Source organism: Methylobacterium sp. Leaf112, assembly GCF_001423295.1.
In the GTDB taxonomy this organism is placed as follows: domain Bacteria; phylum Pseudomonadota; class Alphaproteobacteria; order Rhizobiales; family Beijerinckiaceae; genus Methylobacterium.
Genome location: NZ_LMNG01000014.1, coordinates 26,958 through 44,412, shown reverse-complemented (window position 1 = coordinate 44,412; position 17,455 = coordinate 26,958). Strand labels below are relative to the sequence as shown.

17 protein-coding genes are annotated in these 17,455 nt (G+C 71.2%); 9 read left to right on the top strand and 8 right to left on the bottom strand.

Annotated elements, in window-relative coordinates:
• Nucleotides 1-132 precede the first annotated feature (132 nt).
• On the bottom strand, nucleotides 133-1,095 hold the full coding sequence (locus ASF52_RS09155) for a helix-turn-helix domain-containing protein (protein WP_056171031.1): 963 nt from the start codon (nucleotides 1,093-1,095) through the stop codon (nucleotides 133-135).
• A gap of 846 nt (nucleotides 1,096-1,941) precedes the next feature.
• Here ASF52_RS09155 and ASF52_RS09150 point away from each other — a divergent pair.
• Nucleotides 1,942-3,582 (top strand): porin, encoded by a 1,641-nt coding sequence (locus tag ASF52_RS09150; RefSeq protein ID WP_244473756.1) that lies wholly within the window; start codon nucleotides 1,942-1,944, stop codon nucleotides 3,580-3,582.
• 254 nt (nucleotides 3,583-3,836) lie between these two features.
• Nucleotides 3,837-4,097, top strand: coding sequence for a hypothetical protein (locus ASF52_RS09145; RefSeq protein ID WP_056171026.1), 261 nt, complete (start codon nucleotides 3,837-3,839; stop codon nucleotides 4,095-4,097).
• Between the two features lie 126 nt (nucleotides 4,098-4,223).
• Here ASF52_RS09145 and ASF52_RS09140 read toward each other — a convergent pair whose 3' ends face one another.
• The 3 genes from ASF52_RS09140 to ASF52_RS09130 form a co-directional block, all read right to left on the bottom strand.
• Nucleotides 4,224-5,843: an AMP-binding protein gene (locus ASF52_RS09140; protein ID WP_056171023.1), complete on the bottom strand. Its 1,620-nt coding sequence runs from the start codon at nucleotides 5,841-5,843 to the stop codon at nucleotides 4,224-4,226.
• An 8-nt stretch (nucleotides 5,844-5,851) separates the two neighbouring features.
• Nucleotides 5,852-6,442 carry a nitroreductase family protein gene (locus tag ASF52_RS09135; protein ID WP_056171021.1) on the bottom strand — a complete coding sequence of 197 codons (591 nt, stop codon included), beginning with the start codon at nucleotides 6,440-6,442 and terminating at the stop codon, nucleotides 5,852-5,854.
• Nucleotides 6,443-6,564: 122 nt separating this feature from the next.
• The gene (locus ASF52_RS09130) at nucleotides 6,565-6,804 is read right to left on the bottom strand and encodes a hypothetical protein (RefSeq protein WP_056171051.1); all 240 of its coding nucleotides are present in this window, start codon (nucleotides 6,802-6,804) and stop codon (nucleotides 6,565-6,567) included.
• 384 nt (nucleotides 6,805-7,188) lie between these two features.
• On the opposite strand from ASF52_RS09130, the gene ASF52_RS09125 reads away from it, so the two are divergent.
• Both ASF52_RS09125 and ASF52_RS09120 read left to right on the top strand, forming a co-directional pair.
• Complete coding sequence (locus ASF52_RS09125; RefSeq protein WP_056171018.1) at nucleotides 7,189-8,025, top strand: formate/nitrite transporter family protein; 837 nt, start codon at nucleotides 7,189-7,191, stop codon at nucleotides 8,023-8,025.
• Nucleotides 8,026-8,175: 150 nt separating this feature from the next.
• On the top strand, nucleotides 8,176-9,909 hold the full coding sequence (locus tag ASF52_RS09120) for a bifunctional protein-serine/threonine kinase/phosphatase (protein ID WP_056171016.1): 1,734 nt from the start codon (nucleotides 8,176-8,178) through the stop codon (nucleotides 9,907-9,909).
• Nucleotides 9,910-9,925: 16 nt separating this feature from the next.
• On the opposite strand, the gene ASF52_RS09115 is transcribed toward ASF52_RS09120, so the two are convergent.
• Nucleotides 9,926-10,153, bottom strand: a complete 228-nt coding sequence (locus tag ASF52_RS09115) for a hypothetical protein (RefSeq protein WP_056171013.1) — start codon at nucleotides 10,151-10,153, stop codon at nucleotides 9,926-9,928.
• A gap of 123 nt (nucleotides 10,154-10,276) precedes the next feature.
• On the opposite strand from ASF52_RS09115, the gene ASF52_RS09110 reads away from it, so the two are divergent.
• Both ASF52_RS09110 and ASF52_RS09105 read left to right on the top strand, forming a co-directional pair.
• Nucleotides 10,277-10,519 carry a hypothetical protein gene (locus ASF52_RS09110; protein WP_056171012.1) on the top strand — a complete coding sequence of 81 codons (243 nt, stop codon included), beginning with the start codon at nucleotides 10,277-10,279 and terminating at the stop codon, nucleotides 10,517-10,519.
• 80 nt (nucleotides 10,520-10,599) lie between these two features.
• A complete protein-coding gene (locus ASF52_RS09105) occupies nucleotides 10,600-11,544 on the top strand; it encodes an aliphatic sulfonate ABC transporter substrate-binding protein (protein ID WP_443136668.1) in 945 nt (314 codons plus the stop codon).
• A gap of 10 nt (nucleotides 11,545-11,554) precedes the next feature.
• On the opposite strand, the gene dinB is transcribed toward ASF52_RS09105, so the two are convergent.
• The 3 genes from dinB to ASF52_RS09090 form a co-directional block, all read right to left on the bottom strand.
• Nucleotides 11,555-12,664 carry a DNA polymerase IV gene (dinB, locus tag ASF52_RS09100; protein ID WP_056171007.1) on the bottom strand — a complete coding sequence of 370 codons (1,110 nt, stop codon included), beginning with the start codon at nucleotides 12,662-12,664 and terminating at the stop codon, nucleotides 11,555-11,557.
• A 328-nt stretch (nucleotides 12,665-12,992) separates the two neighbouring features.
• A complete protein-coding gene (locus tag ASF52_RS09095) occupies nucleotides 12,993-14,045 on the bottom strand; it encodes a double zinc ribbon domain-containing protein (protein WP_056171004.1) in 1,053 nt (350 codons plus the stop codon).
• Between the two features lie 48 nt (nucleotides 14,046-14,093).
• A complete protein-coding gene (locus ASF52_RS09090; RefSeq protein WP_244473755.1) occupies nucleotides 14,094-15,356 on the bottom strand; it encodes a DUF3829 domain-containing protein in 1,263 nt (420 codons plus the stop codon).
• 260 nt (nucleotides 15,357-15,616) lie between these two features.
• Between ASF52_RS09090 and ASF52_RS09085 the strand changes: the two genes are divergently transcribed.
• The 3 genes from ASF52_RS09085 (at nucleotide 15,617) to ASF52_RS09075 (ending at nucleotide 17,447) form a co-directional block, all read left to right on the top strand.
• Nucleotides 15,617-16,711, top strand: coding sequence for a spore photoproduct lyase family protein (locus tag ASF52_RS09085; protein WP_056170998.1), 1,095 nt, complete (start codon nucleotides 15,617-15,619; stop codon nucleotides 16,709-16,711).
• Nucleotides 16,712-16,843: 132 nt separating this feature from the next.
• Nucleotides 16,844-17,128, top strand: a complete 285-nt coding sequence (locus ASF52_RS09080) for a DUF6894 family protein (RefSeq protein ID WP_244473754.1) — start codon at nucleotides 16,844-16,846, stop codon at nucleotides 17,126-17,128.
• Between the two features lie 76 nt (nucleotides 17,129-17,204).
• On the top strand, nucleotides 17,205-17,447 hold the full coding sequence (locus ASF52_RS09075) for a hypothetical protein (protein WP_200937390.1): 243 nt from the start codon (nucleotides 17,205-17,207) through the stop codon (nucleotides 17,445-17,447).
• Nucleotides 17,448-17,455: the final 8 nt, after the last annotated feature.

Here is a 17,455-nt window from a genome sequence, read left to right as displayed (position 1 = left end):
TGTGCGTCCGTCAGCCAAAACTCGTCCATCCGATCCTCCTTCGTCACAAAGGAATCACGGACACTCCTGACAAGCCAAATTTATGGGTCAGGAGCCTAGTACGCGACGGGCCTTGCGGGCCGCGCCGGGGCCTCACGGGGTCGGGACCCCCAGGGCGGCGGAGCGATACTCGCGCGGCGTCAGGCCGAAGCGGTCCTTGAAGCGACGGCTGAAATGGGCGGAATTGGAGAAACCGCAGCCATACGCGATCACCGCGATGGCGAGGTGGCCGCAGGCGGAATCGCTCAAGCGCTGTCCGGCGGCCCTGAGCCGGCGCTCCCAGATCCAGTCCGAGATGTGCTGCCCCTGCCTGTGGAACAGCTCCTGCAGCCGGCGCAGGGAGAGGCCCATCGCGGCGGCGAGCTGGCGGGGGTCGAGGGTCGGATCCGCGAGATTCTCCTCCACGTAGGCCTTGGCGCGCTGGATGATGACGGTGCCGTAGAGATCCTGCGGCAATTCCTGTGCGAGACGTTCGGCCAGGCTCGCCACGATGAGATCGACGCCGATCTTGGAGAGGCGACCGGCCGTCTCGGGGGCGAGATCGTCGGTCATCTCCGACAGGCCTTGGAAGAAATTCGCGGCCAGCAGGGCGCCCGGCGATGTCGGCCCGACCGGAAAAGCCGTGTAGACCTTCGTCGGGCCGAGAAAGTCTTCGAGGCGCTCCCGCGGCAACTCCAGGACGAGCGACCGATCCGTGTGGCTCGACAGGTGGACGTTGGGTCGCCCGCCGAGCACCATGATGTCGCCGGGCCCCTGCACCGCGTCGCGGCCATCCTGCGAACTCTTCGACCGGCCCGCGAGCTGGATCAGGACGAACACCGTCCCGGCGTCGTCCCGCCGTCGCAGCGTCGCCGGCGTCACCTCGGTCCGCAGCCCGCTCTCGGCGACCCGGGTGATCCGAATGTCCCCGACATCGGCGGTCTCGATCCGTCCCTGGAACGGCCGATCGTCGATCTGTTTCTGCTCGACCGGACCGATGCGGTCGAGGAGCATCTCCTGCCACAGCCGAAACCTCAGATGCGGCGCGATGGTTTCCGTCGTGAGCACCGTCCGCATCAACACGTCATTCCGGAAAATTCCCGCACACGGTGCTGAGAATCCTTCGCCGCGCGGATGAGATCCAATCGAGCGGCCAGCCGGCGATAGCACCGACCGCCCCCAAACCACTGGCGGACGCCCGGCCGATGATTGCGGCACGGACAAGACGTTCCTCCGGCCCACGACCGAAGGACACACGGATCGCTCACCGCTATTGGACCGGATCTCGTTAAATCATCATCGCGGCGAAAGTTGCGCGTCATCGAACTTATGTATCAGAAATTGAGTCCAGATTCATGCGGAAGCTGATCACTAGGGGATCGTGATCTTCCCCGCATCATAAAAATCGATCCGCACCTGCACAGGGGCGATCCTTCCCGGGCCGGAGACCGGAGAAGCAGCCCGCGAACCCGCCGGGAGGACCGGCCCCGGGCCGGCCCGAAGCCACGCACGCCCGCGCCGGGACAGCCGCGCGGCAGGTCTCCGATCGATCCGAGGCCGGTGGAGCCGAGGCCAGGCGACCCCGTACGCGACACCACCCCACAAGCACAGCCACACTGCGTCGAGGCTACAATAGTTCACGTCTCACGCATCGAATTAATCCCGCACGACAGAAGCGCGATCATAAGAAATATTCTTCCCCATTCAGCCGATTCTTTGCAAATCGATAGGGCATTGATCGGATTGATTTAGCCTCGCAACGCATCTAACTCCTTTGCCGTCGCATGGCCAGATCGTGGAATCGGCCTTCACGAGGCCGGGGCGCGCGACGATCCTATGACCCGTCTTGGATTGCAGACCGTCTTGGGTTGCAGACCGTCTTGGGTTGCAGACCGTCTTGGGTTGGACCGCACGGGACAGGGCATGACACGCGTACGAACGAGCCTGCTCGCGGGCGTGGTGGGGATGATCGGGGTCCCGGCGGCGGCGGCGGAGCGGCCGGGCCGGGAAACGGACGAGGGCAGGACGGGCACGGACGCGCATGTCCGGATCTGCCCGACCCCCGGGACGGGGTTCTTCGTCATTCCGGGCACGGACACCTGCCTGCGGGTCTCCGGCCGGGCGCGGTTCGAGTATGCCTTCCAGAACGCCTACAGCCGCAATTCGGCCGGCGACATCAGCGGCTACCAGGCCCGCGCCCGCATCAACTTCGACGCCCGGACCCAGACCGATTACGGGGCCCTGCGCGGCTTCACCCGCATCGATGTCGGGAGCCGGACCGGGTTCGCCACCATGCATGCCGGGGCGTTCAACCGGATCGGCAACGCGTTCCCGGCCACCGGCGTCGACACCGCCGGCCGGGTCCAGCAGCAGGTGGCCCTGGACAAGGCCTTCGTGCAGTTCTCCGGCCTCACCGCCGGGCGGGCCTCGTCGTTCTTCGACTTCTACGCCCACGATTTCGAGTTCATCGTCGCGTCCATGGGCTCGAACATCCCGTCGACCAACCTCGCGGCCTACACGGCGAAGCTCGGCCGGGGCTTCTCCACCACCCTGTCGGTGGAGGATCCGCATTTCCGCCAGACGGCGGTCTATTCGACCCAGAACGCCCGGCCCCTGGTGCCGGGCCTCGACGGCGGGTTCGCGCCCCGGGCCGTGTCGCCGGTCTTCGTCGGGGCGAACCCGGACGGCACGCCCACGGGCATCGGCTTCGTCGAGTCGGCCCAGCGCAGCCGCGTGCCCGACATCGTCGGCGTGCTGCGCTACGACGACACCTGGGGAGCGCTGCAGGGCTCCGCCGCCCTGCACGAGGTCAGCCCCGGCGTGCTCGCCCGCGACGCCTATCTCGGCACCCATCTGGGCGCGCCCGCCACCGCCCTCAACAGCCGCGACGCCGGCCGCGCGCCCTCGGCCTATGGCTGGGCCGTGCAGGGCGGCGTGAAGGTCAACCTGGCCGCACTCGCCCCCGGCGACACGGTCTATCTCCAGGCCGCCTACGGCGAGGGCACCGCCCTCTACACCGGCCTGCCGGCCTATGTCGGCCCCTACGCCCAATCGGCGACGGCGATCCAGGGCGCGCCGTTCACCCAGTTCCTCAATGACGCGGTGCTGAACCCGCTCACCAATCGCCTCGAACTCTCCACGAGTGTCTCGGTGACGGCGGCCCTACTGCATTACTGGACGCCGTCCGTGCGCTCGGCGGCCTTCGGCTCCTACGGCGCCATGACGTTCGCGCCGGGCGCACGCGCCGCGCAAGGCCTCGCCTCGGGCGTCACCGGCACCGGGCCGGGCCTGCCCGGCACGCGGTTCTTCGAACTGAACCAGGTGCTGCGGGATTCCTACCGCTTCGTCGTCGGCGCCAACCTGATCTGGTCCCCCGTCAAGGAATTCGATATCGGCGTCGAGGCGATCTACACCCGCTACGGCATGCAATCCGGGCGCGTCCTCGACCTCAGCCGGTCCCCGGCCCAGAACGCCGCCTTCGTCAACAACCCGGCCAACCCCGTCGCGACCATCTCCAGCGTCGACGCCGTCCAGGTCCGGGCCCGGGTGCAGCGGGACTTCTGATACTGTCTCCGGATGATCCATTCGGGGACAGTATCAGGCAGCCCGCGCGGCGCCTGAGCGAAGCCCAAATCCGCATTGCGAAGCGATCAACCGGATTTGGTATGAGGCGGGAGTTCCGGGGCGCGTCCCGCAGGCCAGTCTTGTCCATGTGCGGTCCAGCACACGCTGCCGGAACCGGGCACCCCTGTGCTTGTTGAGCAAGCACAATCGAGACGGGCATCGGGTCTGTTCTTGACCGGGAGCCTGGAACTCAAATGAAGACGCGTCTTTCCGCCCTCGTCGCCGGCGCTGCTCTGGGTGCCGCCGCGATGTCGCCGGCGCTGGCCCATGACGGACAGTCGCGCTTCATGTCGTCTTCGCCCTACGCACCCGAGACCACCGGCTCCCTGTACGTCGACGAGCGCGGCCCGACCTTCCTCGGCTGCCCCGTGAGCTCGGCCGCCGACGGCAACGCCAACCAGCAGACCCGCCCGGTGATGCAGTACGGCCAGACCGCGGGCGGCTCGTCCTGCTGAACGAACGGGTTGCCGTACGCGGACCCCGCTTGATCGCGCAAGAGCGATAGGACGAGAGCGATAGGACGAGAGCGCTAGGACCGGACGGCCGTGGGAGAACTCGCGGCCGTCTTCGCGTGGGCCGCCTTACGCTTCGTCGCGCAGCTGCCGGCGGATGATCTTGCCCGTGGTGGTCATCGGCAGGTGATCGCGGAATTCGAGCAGGCGCGGATACTCGTGGGCCGAGAGCCGGGTGCGGACGAAGGCCTGGATCTCGGTCGCCAGGACCTCGGAGGGGGAAAAGCCTTCGCGCAGCACCACGTAGGCCTTCACGATCTCCGTGCGCAGGGGATCGGGCCGGCCCACCGCCGCGGCCAGGGCCACGGCGGGGTGGCGGCTCAGGCAATCCTCGATCTCGGTTGGGCCGATGCGGTAGGCGGCGGACGTGATGAGGTCGTCCTCGCGCCCGACGAAGTGGACATAGCCGTCTGCATCCCGCCGCGCCGTGTCGCCGGTCAGCATCCAATCGCCGCGAAACTTGCTTGCCGTCGCCTCGGGCTGGTTCCAGTACCGCAGGAACATCACCGGGTCGGGCCGCGCGATGCAGATCTCGCCGGGCTCGTCGGCGTCGCACTCGGTGCAGTCGGGCCGCCGGATCGTCACCCGGTGGCCGGGCACGGGCCGCCCGGTGGAGCCGGGCCGCGCCACGCCGGCCGAGGGGCAGGCGGCGAGCACGAGGTTGCACTCCGTCTGGCCGTAGGCCTCGCCGATGGTGAGGCCGAGGGCGGCTTGCGCCCAAGCGTAGGTCTCGGGGCCCAGCGCCTCGCCGGCCGAGGCGATGTTGCGGAGCTTCGACAGGTCGAAGCGGCCGCGCGGATCCGGCACCGTGCGTAGCATCTTCAGGGCGGTGGGCGGCAGGAACGCGGTGGTGACGGCGTGTTCCGCCATGAGCCGCAGCGCCGCCTCGGGCTCGAACCGCGCCGCCGGCTGCGCCACCACGGGCACGCCGAGGCGCAGGGCCGGCAGGGTGGCGTTGAGGAGGCCGCCGGCCCAGGCCCAGTCGGACGGCGTCCACAGGCGGTCGCCGGGGCGCGGCGGGAAGTCGTGCATCATCAGGAAGCCCGGCATGTGGCCGAGCAGCACCCGGTGTCCGTGGAGGGCGCCCTTGGCCTGCCCCGTGGTGCCGGAGGTGTAGATCATCAGGGCCGGATCGTCGGGCCCGGTGTCCACGGGGGTGAATGTCGCGTCCGATGCGTCGGCGAGCAGGTCGGCATAGGCGAGCGCCCCCTCGCCGGCGCCGTCGAGGCTGAGGACGAGTTCGAGGCCCGGCAATCCGGCGCGCAGGGGCGCGACCTTGGCGAGGCCCGCCGCGTCGGTGATCAGCGCCCGGGCGCCGGAATCGGCGAGGCGGTAGGCGAGCGCGTCGGGCCCGAACAGGCCAGCCAGCGGCAGCGCGATGGCGCCGAGCTTGTAGGCGGCGGCATGCGCCACCACCACGGCGGCCGATTGCGGCAGGAGCACCGCCACCCGGTCGCCCGGCTCGACGCCGCGTCGGCGCAGGGCCGCGGCGAGGCGGTCGGACTCCGCCTTCAGGGTGCCGAACGTGGTGGTGGCGACGCCCGCCGCCGTGACCGCCAGGATGGCGGGCCGGTCCGGCTCGCGCGTCCCCCAGACGTCGCAGACCTCCACGCCCATGTTGTACCGGGCGGGAATGTCCCAGGAAAAGCCCGCGACGAGGCCGGCATAGTCGGAGGCGGGCGCCAGCATGGCTGGGTTCAGAGCTTGTGGCCGGGGAAGCCGCCCGCATGGATGAAGTCGCCGATGGGGCGGCGCCCGTTCGGCACCTCCTTCTCGCGCTCCTCCTCGGTGAGGTCTTCGCGGGGCTTGGCGCGGCCGACCGCGTAGGCCGCCTCGACGTGGTTGCCCTCCGGCACGGCGAGCAGGGTCGCGGTGCGGGGCTTGTCGAACCCGCCCATGCCGTGGACGTGCCAGCCCTGGCGGATGGCCTGGAGCTGGAAGTTGGCCGAGGCCGCGCCGGTGTCCAGGGAATGGCTCGGCGTGGGCTTCAGGACATCGCCGACCTTCATGTGCGTGTTCGACACGAGGATGACCAGCGCCCCCGCATCCTTCGCCCATTTCTGGTTGCCCGGCACGAGAAGGTCGAGGAACGGCGCCCAATGGGGCGTGTCGCGCAGGGCATAGAGGAAGCGCCAGGGCTGGGAATTGTAGGAGGACGGCGCCCAGCGCGCGGCCTCGAACATCCGCAGCAATTCGGATTCCGGCACCGCCTCGCCGGTGAAGGCGCGCGGCGACCAGCGCTCGGTGAACAGGGGATCGATGGCATGGTCGGGCTGGCGCGGATTCACGGCAAAACTCCGGGGCGCGGGGAGCGCCGTTTCGCCTTTGCACCGGATGGGGGCCGGGTGCAAACCCCGGCCCCGTGGCCTTTGGTCCAAGGACTCCGCGGAGAGTCCGATCGAGGAGCGGCCTATTCGACGACCTTCGCGACGGGGCGGTCGTTGCCCTGCGCCGTCTCGTCGTGCCAGGCGCCCGCGCCGTCCTGATAGCGGATGCCTTCGGTCGAGCCCGGCACCTGCTGCTCGGCCGCCGCGGCCTGGGCCGCCTGGAGCGCCTCGTCGTGGCTCGGGAAGGTCTCGGAGAACACGTCGCCGACCTTGTAGGCGTAGCCGCCGTCGTGCTCGACGATGCGATAGGTGACGTCCGTCATGGGGTTGGTCCTCGTGTTGTCGGGGGCGAACCGATGCGGGCCGCGGGTGGTTCCCGGTCGGGCCTTTCCCGGCGGGTAGCCGGCGCTTCGGGTTTCGGCGAGGGCCTTCGCCGTCCGGGTGGCCGGATTCACACGGCGGATTCGCGAACTCCGTCGAAGTCACGGAGCCCAACCCCACCGGCGGAGCCGTCGAAGCTGCCCCATCGGAGCGTGTATTCAAAAGGCGCGAATCTTGCGTTGTCGAATTTCGATAGGCGTCGGGCGCGTCCCATGGACCGCCCGGTGCCCTCTGCGAGCCGCGCAACGACGCGTGGTGGCGGGCCGGATCGTTCGCGACGAATCCGGCGGCCCCGCAGGAGCCTCGAACTAGAAGAAGGACAAGCAATGGCCTATCTCGCGCCCGCGGAGTTCGTCACCAAGATGGTGGACGCCGGCGAATCCAAAGTCTTCATGTCGACCCGCGACACCGTGATCCGCGCCTACATGGCCGGGGCGATCCTGGCGCTGGCCGCCGTCTTCGCCGTCACCATCACCCAGCAGACCGGCATCCCCATCCTCGGCGCGGCCCTGTTCCCCGTCGGCTTCTGCATGCTCTACCTGCTCGGCTTCGACCTGCTCACGGGCGTGTTCGTGCTCGCGCCCCTGGCCCTGCTGGACCGCCGCCCGGGCGTCACTTGGCGCGGCGTGCTGCGCAACTGGGGCCTCGTGTTCGTCGGCAACTTCCTCGGTGCGCTCACCGTCGCCCTGATGATGGGCTTCGTGTTCACCTTCGGCTTCACCGCGCCGCCCGATCAGGTCGGCACCTTCATCGCGGGCATCGGCGAGCGCCGCACCGTCGGCTACGCCGCGCACGGCACGGGGGGCTGGTTCACGATCTTCATCCGCGGGATGCTGTGCAACTGGATGGTCTCGACGGGCGTCGTCGGCGCGATGATCTCGACCACGGTCAGCGGCAAGGTGATCGCCATGTGGATGCCGATCATGCTGTTCTTCTACATGACCTTCGAGCATTCCGTGGTGAACATGTTCCTGTTCCCGTTCGGCCTGCTCATGGGCGGCCACTTCTCGATCATGGACTACCTCGTCTGGAACGAGATCCCGACGGTCCTGGGCAACCTCGTCGGCGGCCTCGCCTTCACGGGCCTCACCCTCTACACCACCCACGTCCGCACCGCCCCGAAGCGGAACGTGGTCGGGATCGAGCGCCGCCACGCGGCCTGAGCGTGCCTCACAATACTCCCGGTCACGACCGGTTCTCGCGCCGAGCCCTTCGGTGCAGCGGGAGTTTTGTGAGAGACACCGAATCCGGCACGACCGTCCGGGCCTCGCAGCGCGGGGCCCGGCCCACCGTTCCTCGATGATTCCCGGACGATGCCCCAGGACCTGACGCTCTCCCTCGGCCAGCACAGCGAACGCGGCCGCAAGGAGACCAACCAGGATTTCCACGGGGCCGCCCTCCCCGCGCGCCCCGCCCTCGCCCTCAAGGGCGCCGTCCTCGCCATCGCGGACGGGATCGGCAGCAGCCCCGTCAGCCACATCGCCAGCGAAACGGCGGTCAAGAGCTTCCTGTCGGACTATTACGACACCCCCGACACCTGGTCGGTGAAGACCTCGGCGCAGCGCGTCATCGCGGCCACCAATTCGTGGCTCCACGCCGAGACCCGGCGCAACCGCCAACGGCACGACCCCGAGGGCGGCCGGGACCGGGGCTACGTCACCACCTTCAGCGCCCTCGTGCTCCGGTCGCGCACGGCCCACATCTTCCACGTCGGCGACGCCCGCGTGTCGCGGGTGTCGGGGCGCTCCCTCGAAGACCTCACCGAGGACCACCGCGTGGTCCTGTCGGCCACCGAATCCTATCTCGGCCGGGCGCTGGGCGCCGCCGCCCACGTGGAGATCGACCATCGCCGGGTCGGCCTCGAGCGCGGCGACGTCTTCCTCCTGACCACCGACGGCGTGCACGAGCACGTGCGGCCCGAGGCCATGGCGGCGGAGGTGGCCCGGCACGGCGACGATCTCGACCGGGCCGCCCAAGCGATCGTCAGGCGTGCCTACGAGAACGGCAGCGGCGACAACCTCACCGTCCAGATCGTGCGCATCGACGCCCTGCCCGACGGCGATCCGGCCGAGCATCTCGGCCGGAGCGCGGACCTGCCCCCGGCCCCGCTCCTCGACCCGCCGGCCCTGTTCGACGGCTACCGCGTCCTGCGCACTCTGCACGCGAGCCACCGCAGCCACGTCTACCTCGCCCTCGACGGGGAGACCGGCGCGCAGGTCGCCCTCAAGATGCCCTCGACGGACCTGCACGGCGATCCCGCGGGTTTGCGCCGGATGGTGATGGAAGAGTGGATCGCCCGGCGCATCGACAGCCCGCACGTGCTGACGGCCCCCGTGCAGACCCGCCCCCGCAGCCACCTCTACACGGTGATGGACTACGTCGAAGGCCAGACCCTGGCCCAGTGGCTGCGGGACAACCACGCGCCGGGCCTCGAAACCGTGCGCGGCCTCGTCGAGCAGATCGCCCGCGGGGTGCAGGCCTTCCACCGGCGCGAGATGGTGCACGGCGACCTGCGCCCCGCCAACATCCTCCTCGACAGCGGCGGCACCGTCCGCCTCATCGATTTCGGCTCGACGCGGGTCGCCGGCATCGCGGAGGATGCGGAAGGGGGCGAACCCGCCCTCGGCACGATCCAGTACACGGCGCCCGAGTGCCTCGCGGGCCACCCGGCGACGCCGGCCTCGGACCTGTTCTCCGTGGGCGTCATCGCCTACCAGATGCTCACCGGGCGCCTGCCCTACGGCGCCAAGGCGGCGCAGGCCGTCACGGAGGCGCGCGGGCGGCGGCTGAACTATGTCTCCGTCGCCGCCGCCCGCGCCGGGCTGCCGCCCTTCGTCGACGCCGCCCTGCGCAAGGCCGTGCATCCGAACCCGGCGCTGCGCTACGACGCCGCCTCGGCCTTCGTGGCGGACCTGCGCGCGCCGAACGCCGCCCTGCCGGGCCTGCGGCCGGCGGCCCTGCTGGAGCGCGACCCCGTCCTGTTCTGGAAGCTCGTCGCCCTGGCCCTGGCCGTCGCGGTGGTCTGGCTGCTGGCCCACCGGGCCTGAGCCCATCGCCGCCCCCCTAATGCCGGGTGACGGCCGCCCAGGGGAGGTTCGGCACCGCCGCTTCGCAGCCGGCGATGAGGGAGGCGCGGACGTCGTCGGAATCGTAGCCGCGCCCGTGCGGGAAGGCGACGATCTGCGCCGTCGCCTCGCCGGCCCGGCGGATCCGGGCGATCCAGGCCTCGGCCTCGCGGGTGAAGCGGACCTCGTAGGTCACGCCGTCCTGCTCGAAGGTGTGGGGCTCCATGCGGCGTCTCCTGTCCCGGATCCTCGCTGTCGCGCGTGCGACGTCCCGCGGGGCCTCGCCCCATATGGGCGGCCGGGGTATGGGGTCCAAGCCGTCGTCGCCGTTCGCCCCCGAGGTCCGCCCATGCGCCTGTCCGCCTTTCGTGCCCTGATCCTCGCGGGGCTGGCCTGCGGCTCGGTGTGCGGACCCGCGAGTGGACCCGCCGGAGCGCAGGGCCGCGGGCGCGCGCCGGCCCCCGACACCGTGCCGCCGAACCCGTTCGCGTCGAACTACCCCTCGCGGCCGCCCGAGGCGGCCCGGCCGCGCCCGCGCCGGGACCGGGGCGGCGAAGGCCTGCGCCCGCCGCGCGACATCCCGCTGCGCTGAGCCCCACCCTCCTCACCCCTTCCCCCCCTTGCGAGGCACCCATGCATCGTTCCCTGAAATCCGCCCTGCGGGCCGCCGTGATGACCGGGGCCGCCCTCCTCTCCCTCGGCATCGGCTCCCTCGGCCTCGGGCCCGCCGAGGCCGCCGACCGGACCCTGCGCATCGGCTACCAGCGCTCCTCGACCCTCATCGCCCTGCTGCGCCAGGATGCCGGCCTGGAGACCGCCCTCAAGCCGGCGGGCGTCACGGTGTCCTGGCACGAGTTCACCAGCGGCCTGCCGATCATGGAGGCCCTCAACGCCGGGCAGATCGACGTCTCGGCGGATGTCGCCGACACGGTGCCGCTCTTCGCCCAGGCGGCGGGGGCCAAGATCACCTACATCGCCCAGGAGGCGCCCTCGCCCGAGGCCCAGGCGATCCTGGTGCCGGGAGATTCGCCGCTCACATCCGTGGCCGACCTCAAGGGCCGGCGGGTCGCCGTGACCAAGGGCTCGGGCAGCCACTACCTGCTGCTGGCGGCGCTCGCCGAAGCCGGCCTCTCGTTCAAGGCCATCACCCCCGCCTACCTCACCCCCGCCGACGGCCGCGCGGCCCTGGCGAGCGGCGGCGTCGAGGCCTGGGTGGCGTGGGACCCGTTCCTGTCGGCGGCCCGCCAGCAATCGGGCGCGCGGGTCCTGCGCGACGGCGCCGGCCTGTCGCTCTACACGCGCTACTACCTCGCGGCCGACGATTACGTGGCAAAATCCGGCGACGTCCTCGGCATCCTGTTCGCCAAGCTCGCCGAGACCGGCACCTTCGTGAAGGCCGAGCCGGAGGCCGCCGCCGCCCGCCTGGCGCCCCTGTGGAAGATCGACGCCGACGTGATCGTGCGCGCCAACGCCCGCCGCAGCTACCGGGTCGAACCCGTCACCCGGGCGGCCCTGGGGGAGCAGCAAAAGATCGCCGACGCCTTCCGGGCCGAGGGCCTGCTGCCCCGCCCCGTCGACGCCTCCGCCCTCGCCATCTGGCAGCCGCCGGCCCGGTAGGCGGGGGGCCTCACACGGCGAGGCCGAGCTGGCGCGGGGCCTCGCCCGCGCCGGTGTCGAGGCCCGAGAGCGACACCCCGATCAGCCGCACGCTGCGGCGCAGGGGGAACACGTCGCGCAGGAGGCCGAGGCTGACCTGCGCCATCGCCTCGCGGCTGGCGACCGGCGCGCCGAGGGAGCGCGCCCGGGTGATCTGTTCGAAATCCGAGAACTTCAGCTTCAGGGTCACGGTGCGGCCGGCGACGCCCTTGCCCGCGCAGGTGGTCCAGACCTTGTCGAGGAGCGGCTGAAGCCGCTCGGCCAGCACGTCGAACGCGGTGGTGTCCTCCGAAAACGTGGTCTCGGCCCCCACCGACTTGCGGATGCGGTGCGCCCGCACGGGGCGCTCGTCGATGCCCCGGGCGACGCCGTGGTAATACCCGCTCGCGCTGCCGAACACGGCCTGCAACTCGGCGAGCGAGCGCGCCCGGAGGTCGCCGCCCGTGAGGATGCCGAGGCGCTTCATCTTGGCCTCCGTCACCGGGCCGACCCCGTGGAAGCGCCCGATGGGCAGGGCCTCGACGAAGGCCGGGCCCATGGCGGGGGTGATGACGAACAGGGCGTCGGGCTTGCGGTAGTCGGACGCGACCTTGGCCAGGAACTTGTTGTACGAGACCCCCGCCGAGGCGACGAGGCCGGTGCGGGCCAGGATCTCGGCCCGGATGGCGCGGGCGACCGCGGTCGCGGTGGGCAGCCCCCGGAGGTTCTCGGTCACGTCGAGATAGGCCTCGTCGAGGGAGACCGGCTCGACGATGGGCGTGTGCTCGGAGAACACCGCCTGGATCTCGGCCGACACCGCCTTGTAGACGTCGAAGCGTGGCTTGACGAAGACGAGGTCGGGGCAGAGCCGCCGGGCCGTCACCGAGGGCATCGCCGAGCGCACGCCGAACACCCGCGCCTCGTAGCTCGCCGCCGCGACGACGCCGCGCTCCCGCGACCCGCCCACCGCCAGGGGCCGCCCCCGCAGAGCCGGATCGTCGCGCTGCTCCACGGAGGCGTAGAACGCATCCATGTCGATGTGGATGATCTTCCGGGTGGGCGCGGTGCTGGCGTCGGTCGTGGCTTCGGTCTCGCGCGACATCGGCCCTCGCGTCTCGGGCGCGGCGAACTGTTCGGTCTTTGTTCTCTTGTTGTGGATCGGGGGGCGAGGGTCAAGGGTGGGGCGCGGGGGTCCCCGACCCACATCCTCATCCTGAGGTGCTCATCGCGAAGGGATAAGCCTCGAAGGAGGGCTCCAAAAGCCAGAGCGACCCTTGGAGCCCTCCTTCAACGCCGCCGACGCGGCACCTCAGGATGAGGGGGTTGAGAAGAATCAGGCCAAAGCCCCATCTGGGATCGCCATAACTCTCAGGATTGGGACTTTTCGCGGCCGCGCGATCCAAAGCAATCCCCCGCCTCCACCCCAAACATCACACCGGCGCCGGTCCAGGCGTACCCACCGTCCCACACGAATAACAGAACCGGTCGAAGGTGCTCTTGCGGTGGTCGCAGGCCGGGCAGCGTTCGAAGACGCCGATGCCGCAATGCGGGCAGAAATTGGCGGCCGGGTTGGCGAGGTCGATGGGCCGTTCACAGCCGGGGCAGACCTTCTTGGCGAGGCGGAGTTGGGCCTGGTCGGTGGCGATCTCCGTGCGGCGCTCGGCGTCGGGGCGGGCTTCCGCCGCCTTCTGGCGCTCGTTGTAGGCGTGGAGCGCGTTGATCGCCGTGCGGCCGACGAGGAACGTCACGATTACCCCGACGCCGTAATGCACGTAGCCGCCGTAGCTCGGCAGGTAGGGCACCAGCTCCACGAAGAACGCGAAGGCGGCGGCGAGGGCGAAGCCCCAGACGTAGGGCCAGTTGCGGGTGTGGCGGCGCCGGGCGAGCAGCCATCCGGCGAGCGCCAGCAGGGGCAAGGTGAGGGCGAGGCGGTAGCCGAACACCCGCAGCTCCTGGCCGTGCTCGGCCGCGTCGAGCTTTGTTTGGGCCGCGCCCCGCAGCTCGGCCTCGACGGCGTCCTGCGCGGATTCGCGCTCGGAGAGGTCGAGGGCGGTGCGGTTCAGGGCCTCCAGGCGCTCCTCCACGGCGCGCTCGGCCGCCTTCAGGGCGTCGAGCCCTTCCGTGCGGGCGATGAGGGCCGGGTCCTGGTCGACGCGCCGGGTGGCGTCGCGGGTCTTCAGCCAGTTGGCGAAGGTTTCGCGGGCGGCCTCCGAGGCCGAGCGCGCGGCGTCGAGGGCGAGCTGCGCCTGCTCGGCCTGCCGCCGGGCGTCGTCCTGCGCGCGGCGGATCGCCTTGAGGGCGTCCGTCGAGGCTCGGGCCTGCTCCCGGTCGAGGAACTGTTCGAGGGTGAAGCGGTGCTCGACCTGCGGCAGGTCGCCGACCACGAGGGCGCCGAGGCCGATGAGGAACACCGCGAAGGCGAGGGCCACGAGCCACAGCACGAAATTGAACCACCGTTCGGACAAGCGACGACCGGAACGCATGGGGAGACCTCGCGGGTTTTGGTGGGGGATGCGCGTCCGGCCGGGTTTCTAACCCGGCCGGACGCGCGCCTCGTTGCGGTGGCAGGATTCGAGGTCGCGGACCGAGCGGTTGTAGGTCTCGCCGAAGAGCTGGGCCGGCTGGCTCGGATCGCCCTTGGCGCGGATGTCGCGGGCGACGTCGCGGCCGTGCCCGATCACGCGGGCGACGGTGTCGGTGTAGCCGGTGCAGGACGAATTCGCCTTGGGGCTCAGGGCGTCGAGGGTCGCGCCGAGCTGCGCGTTGGCCGTCGACACCGCCGCGAGGGCGGCGAGGAAGGGCGCCACGTCGGCCTTCGGCCCCAGGGCCTCGAACCGCCGCACCGCCCGGCGCAGGGCGAGGCTGGTGGACAGGAGCCGGCGGGCGGGCGCGTCCTCGGGCAGCGCGGCGAGGCGCGCCTCGTCCCGGGCGATCTCACGCTCGAACAGGGCGGTGCCATAGGCGTCCATGGCCTTGGCGGCGGCCTCGACGCGGGGCACGAGGATCGGATGCTGCTCGCGGGCGAAGCGGTAGCCGTCCTCCTTGAACTCGCGGGTGGTCTGGTAGCGGGTCAGGGCCTTCAGGGTCGGGTTGAGGGCGCGCAGGGCGTCGCGCAGGCGCGCGGCCTCGGCGTCGATCTCCGGCACGGTCCCGGGCAGCGCGATCGCCGTGTCCAGTTCGTCCAGGACCCCGTCGAAATCGACGATGCCGAAATGGTACCAGGCGTTGGTGCCGAGCTTGGTCCCGAGCTTCAGGACCCGCTCGTTGTCGCGGCGGTAGTCCGCGAGCTGCCGCTCCAGGGGGTGGGAGCGGACGAGGTGGTTCTGCACCTCCGTGTAGGCGTTGGCCTTGGCCAGGACTTGGGCCAGGACTTGAGCCTCGGGGTTCGGGGGCGCGGGCGCACGGGCCGGCGCCCGTCCGGAGGGCGGCGCGGGCGGGGTCTGCAGCAGGGCCTGCGCGGCCGGGGCCAGGGCCGGGAAGTCGCACCGGAAGGCCTCGGTCAGGCTCCGGCGTACGGCCTCGTGGGCCTGGGCGCATTGATACGCCACCGTCGGGCGAGCGGACGCATCGCGCGCCACGGCACTCCGGAAGCTCTCCCGCAGGGTGTTGATGCCCTGGCGAATGCCGGGCCGGGCCGCCTCGGGCACGCCCGGGCTCGCGGCGCATCGCGCATACGCGTCGAGGAAGGCGTCGCAGCTCTCCACGCCCACGACGTCGACCGGCGTGATGGCCGCCGCAGGCCGGGCCGCGAAGCCGGCCAGGATCGCCAGCCCGCCCGCCACGGTTCGGGCCACGCGGCTGCTTGTCCGTCCGGGTCCGTGCATGCGTGGTCCTTGGATTGGGGGGCCCGGGGTCGGGGGCCCGGGGTGGGCGGCTTCGCCTGTCATGCGGACCCGGACCCGCTTGCGCAAGCTGTCGCACGCGCGGGGCATCGCCATCCGGTCGCCGATCCCTATTTCCCGAAGGGACTCATCACCGTACCGGACGAACCGTCGTTCGACCGAGCCGGCCCCGGCCGGCGGGCGGGCGCGGTCGCCCAGCAGGCGCCGCGACCATGCCCCTCCCCTCGCCGTCCCCCGCCGCCGCATCCCCGCCCCGCCTGTGGCGGCCCCAGCGCGTCCTCGTCACCCGCGCGGCCCGCGGGTTCGCCCATGGCCGGGCCATCGCCGAGCGCGCCGCCGCCCTCGGCGCCGAGGTGGTCGAACTCGCCGGCGATCGCCTGGTCGCCCCGAAGCACGACGACCCGCGCGCGGCCTACCGCGCCGCCAAGGGTACCCTCGCGGTGGTGGTGGCGCCCCCGAGCAAGCGCCGGCTGCAGCCGATCCCGCCCTCGGCCGACTGGCGCTTCGACCTCGCCGAGGGCTGCCACGCCCATTGCCAGTACTGCTACCTCGCCGGCTCGCTCAGCGGCCCGCCGATCACCCGCGTCTACGCGAACGTCGACGAGATCCTCGCCGTGCTGCCGGCGCATCTCGGCAGCGGCGGCGTCACCTCCGTGTCGCCCGAGCGCGCGCACGAGGGCACCACCTTCGAGGGCTCCTGCTACGCCGACCCCCTCGGCATCGAGCACCTCACCGGCAGCCTGTCGGAGGCCGTGCGGTTCTTCGGGCGCTGGGACGCGCCGGTGCAGCTGCGCTTCACCAGCAAGTTCGGCGACGTCTCGCCCCTCATCGGCCTGCCGCACGGACGGCGGGTGCGGGTCCGCATGTCGGTGAACGCCCAAGCGCTGATCCGCTTCGAGGGCGGCACCAGCCCGCTCCAGGCCCGCCTCGACGGGCTCGCGCGCCTCGCCCGCGACGGCTACCGCGTCGGGCTCACGGTGGCGCCGATCCAGCCCTTCGCCGACTGGCCGGCGGGCTACGACGATCTGTTCGCCCGCATCGCCGCGGCGCTGGCCGGAATCCCCGACCTCGATCTCACGGCGGAACTCATCACCCACCGGTTCACGCCCGGCTCGAAGACCGTCCTGCGCGACTGGTATCCGGGCAGCGACCTCGACCTCGACGAGGCGGCGCGCACCCGCAAGCTGACGAAGTTCGGCTCGACCAAGTACGTCTTCCCCGCCGAGACCATGCGGACCCTGCGCGCGTCCCTTACGGAGATGCTGGGGCGTCACCTGCCCATGGCGCGGGTCCTGTACTGGACGTGACCCGGGCTTTTCTTCCGGAACGCGCGGCTTTGCGGAAGGCCGCCGCTTGCCTGCGGCGAATCCCGTCATATAACAAGAACATATCATGAACTCGTGCGTTGTCCGACGCGATCACGACAGGGAGGGACCTCCATGGCCCGCTACCGCTTCCATGCGATGAACGGCTCGGACTTCGTGTTCGACGCCGTCGGCAAGGACATCCGCGCACCCGGCCGCGTGACCCGCTGGGCGGAAAGCGTGGCGCAGGACCTGATGGGCCGCCTCGACGGGGAGACGGACTGGTCCGCCTGGTACGTCAGCGTCCACGACCTCAGCGGCCGGCGCGTCCTCGTGCAGCCGTTCGTGCCCCCGCACGGGGATGCGCTCCCACGGGGGGCTTCACGCCGATCCCAGCCCGCCCCCCAGATGACGGCCTGACCCCCCGGGACGCCATGCGGCATCATGGGGGAGGCCGCCCGTCGAACCCGGGGCCGGGGCCGCCGGTTGGAACGCCATGAGCCAGCACAGCGCCGACCCCGCCCAGCAGATCATCGACGCCCGACGCCGCGAGATGGCCGTCGAACACCTGTTGTTCGGAACCATCCGGTTCCTCGCCCAGCGTCATCCCGAACTGCTCGACGATCTCGAATGCAGCCTCGATCATCTCTGGGACAAGGGTCCGGCGGACGAGCGCGACGACGAGGCCGTGCGCGAGGTCGCGCGGCGCTTCGTCGGGAGCCTCCGGGTCGAGCGCTGAGGGCGATT

What these genes read in the sequence shown, in the direction of transcription:
- ASF52_RS09105 (WP_443136668.1), top strand. Translation starts at nt 10,600, where the DNA reads ATGACCGGGGCCGCCCTCCTCTCCCTCGGCATCGGCTCCCTCGGCCTC.
- ASF52_RS09085 (WP_056170998.1), top strand. Translation starts at nt 15,617, where the DNA reads ATGCCCCTCCCCTCGCCGTCCCCCGCCGCCGCATCCCCGCCCCGCCTG.
- ASF52_RS09155 (WP_056171031.1), bottom strand. Translation starts at nt 1,095, where the DNA reads ATGCGGACGGTGCTCACGACGGAAACCATCGCGCCGCATCTGAGGTTT.
- ASF52_RS09145 (WP_056171026.1), top strand. Translation starts at nt 3,837, where the DNA reads ATGAAGACGCGTCTTTCCGCCCTCGTCGCCGGCGCTGCTCTGGGTGCC.
- ASF52_RS09075 (WP_200937390.1), top strand. Translation starts at nt 17,205, where the DNA reads ATGAGCCAGCACAGCGCCGACCCCGCCCAGCAGATCATCGACGCCCGA.
- ASF52_RS09080 (WP_244473754.1), top strand. Translation starts at nt 16,844, where the DNA reads ATGGCCCGCTACCGCTTCCATGCGATGAACGGCTCGGACTTCGTGTTC.
- dinB (WP_056171007.1), bottom strand. Translation starts at nt 12,664, where the DNA reads ATGTCGCGCGAGACCGAAGCCACGACCGACGCCAGCACCGCGCCCACC.
- ASF52_RS09095 (WP_056171004.1), bottom strand. Translation starts at nt 14,045, where the DNA reads ATGCGTTCCGGTCGTCGCTTGTCCGAACGGTGGTTCAATTTCGTGCTG.
- ASF52_RS09115 (WP_056171013.1), bottom strand. Translation starts at nt 10,153, where the DNA reads ATGGAGCCCCACACCTTCGAGCAGGACGGCGTGACCTACGAGGTCCGC.
- ASF52_RS09110 (WP_056171012.1), top strand. Translation starts at nt 10,277, where the DNA reads ATGCGCCTGTCCGCCTTTCGTGCCCTGATCCTCGCGGGGCTGGCCTGC.
- ASF52_RS09120 (WP_056171016.1), top strand. Translation starts at nt 8,176, where the DNA reads ATGCCCCAGGACCTGACGCTCTCCCTCGGCCAGCACAGCGAACGCGGC.
- ASF52_RS09130 (WP_056171051.1), bottom strand. Translation starts at nt 6,804, where the DNA reads ATGACGGACGTCACCTATCGCATCGTCGAGCACGACGGCGGCTACGCC.
- ASF52_RS09150 (WP_244473756.1), top strand. Translation starts at nt 1,942, where the DNA reads ATGACACGCGTACGAACGAGCCTGCTCGCGGGCGTGGTGGGGATGATC.
- ASF52_RS09140 (WP_056171023.1), bottom strand. Translation starts at nt 5,843, where the DNA reads ATGCTGGCGCCCGCCTCCGACTATGCCGGCCTCGTCGCGGGCTTTTCC.
- ASF52_RS09125 (WP_056171018.1), top strand. Translation starts at nt 7,189, where the DNA reads ATGGCCTATCTCGCGCCCGCGGAGTTCGTCACCAAGATGGTGGACGCC.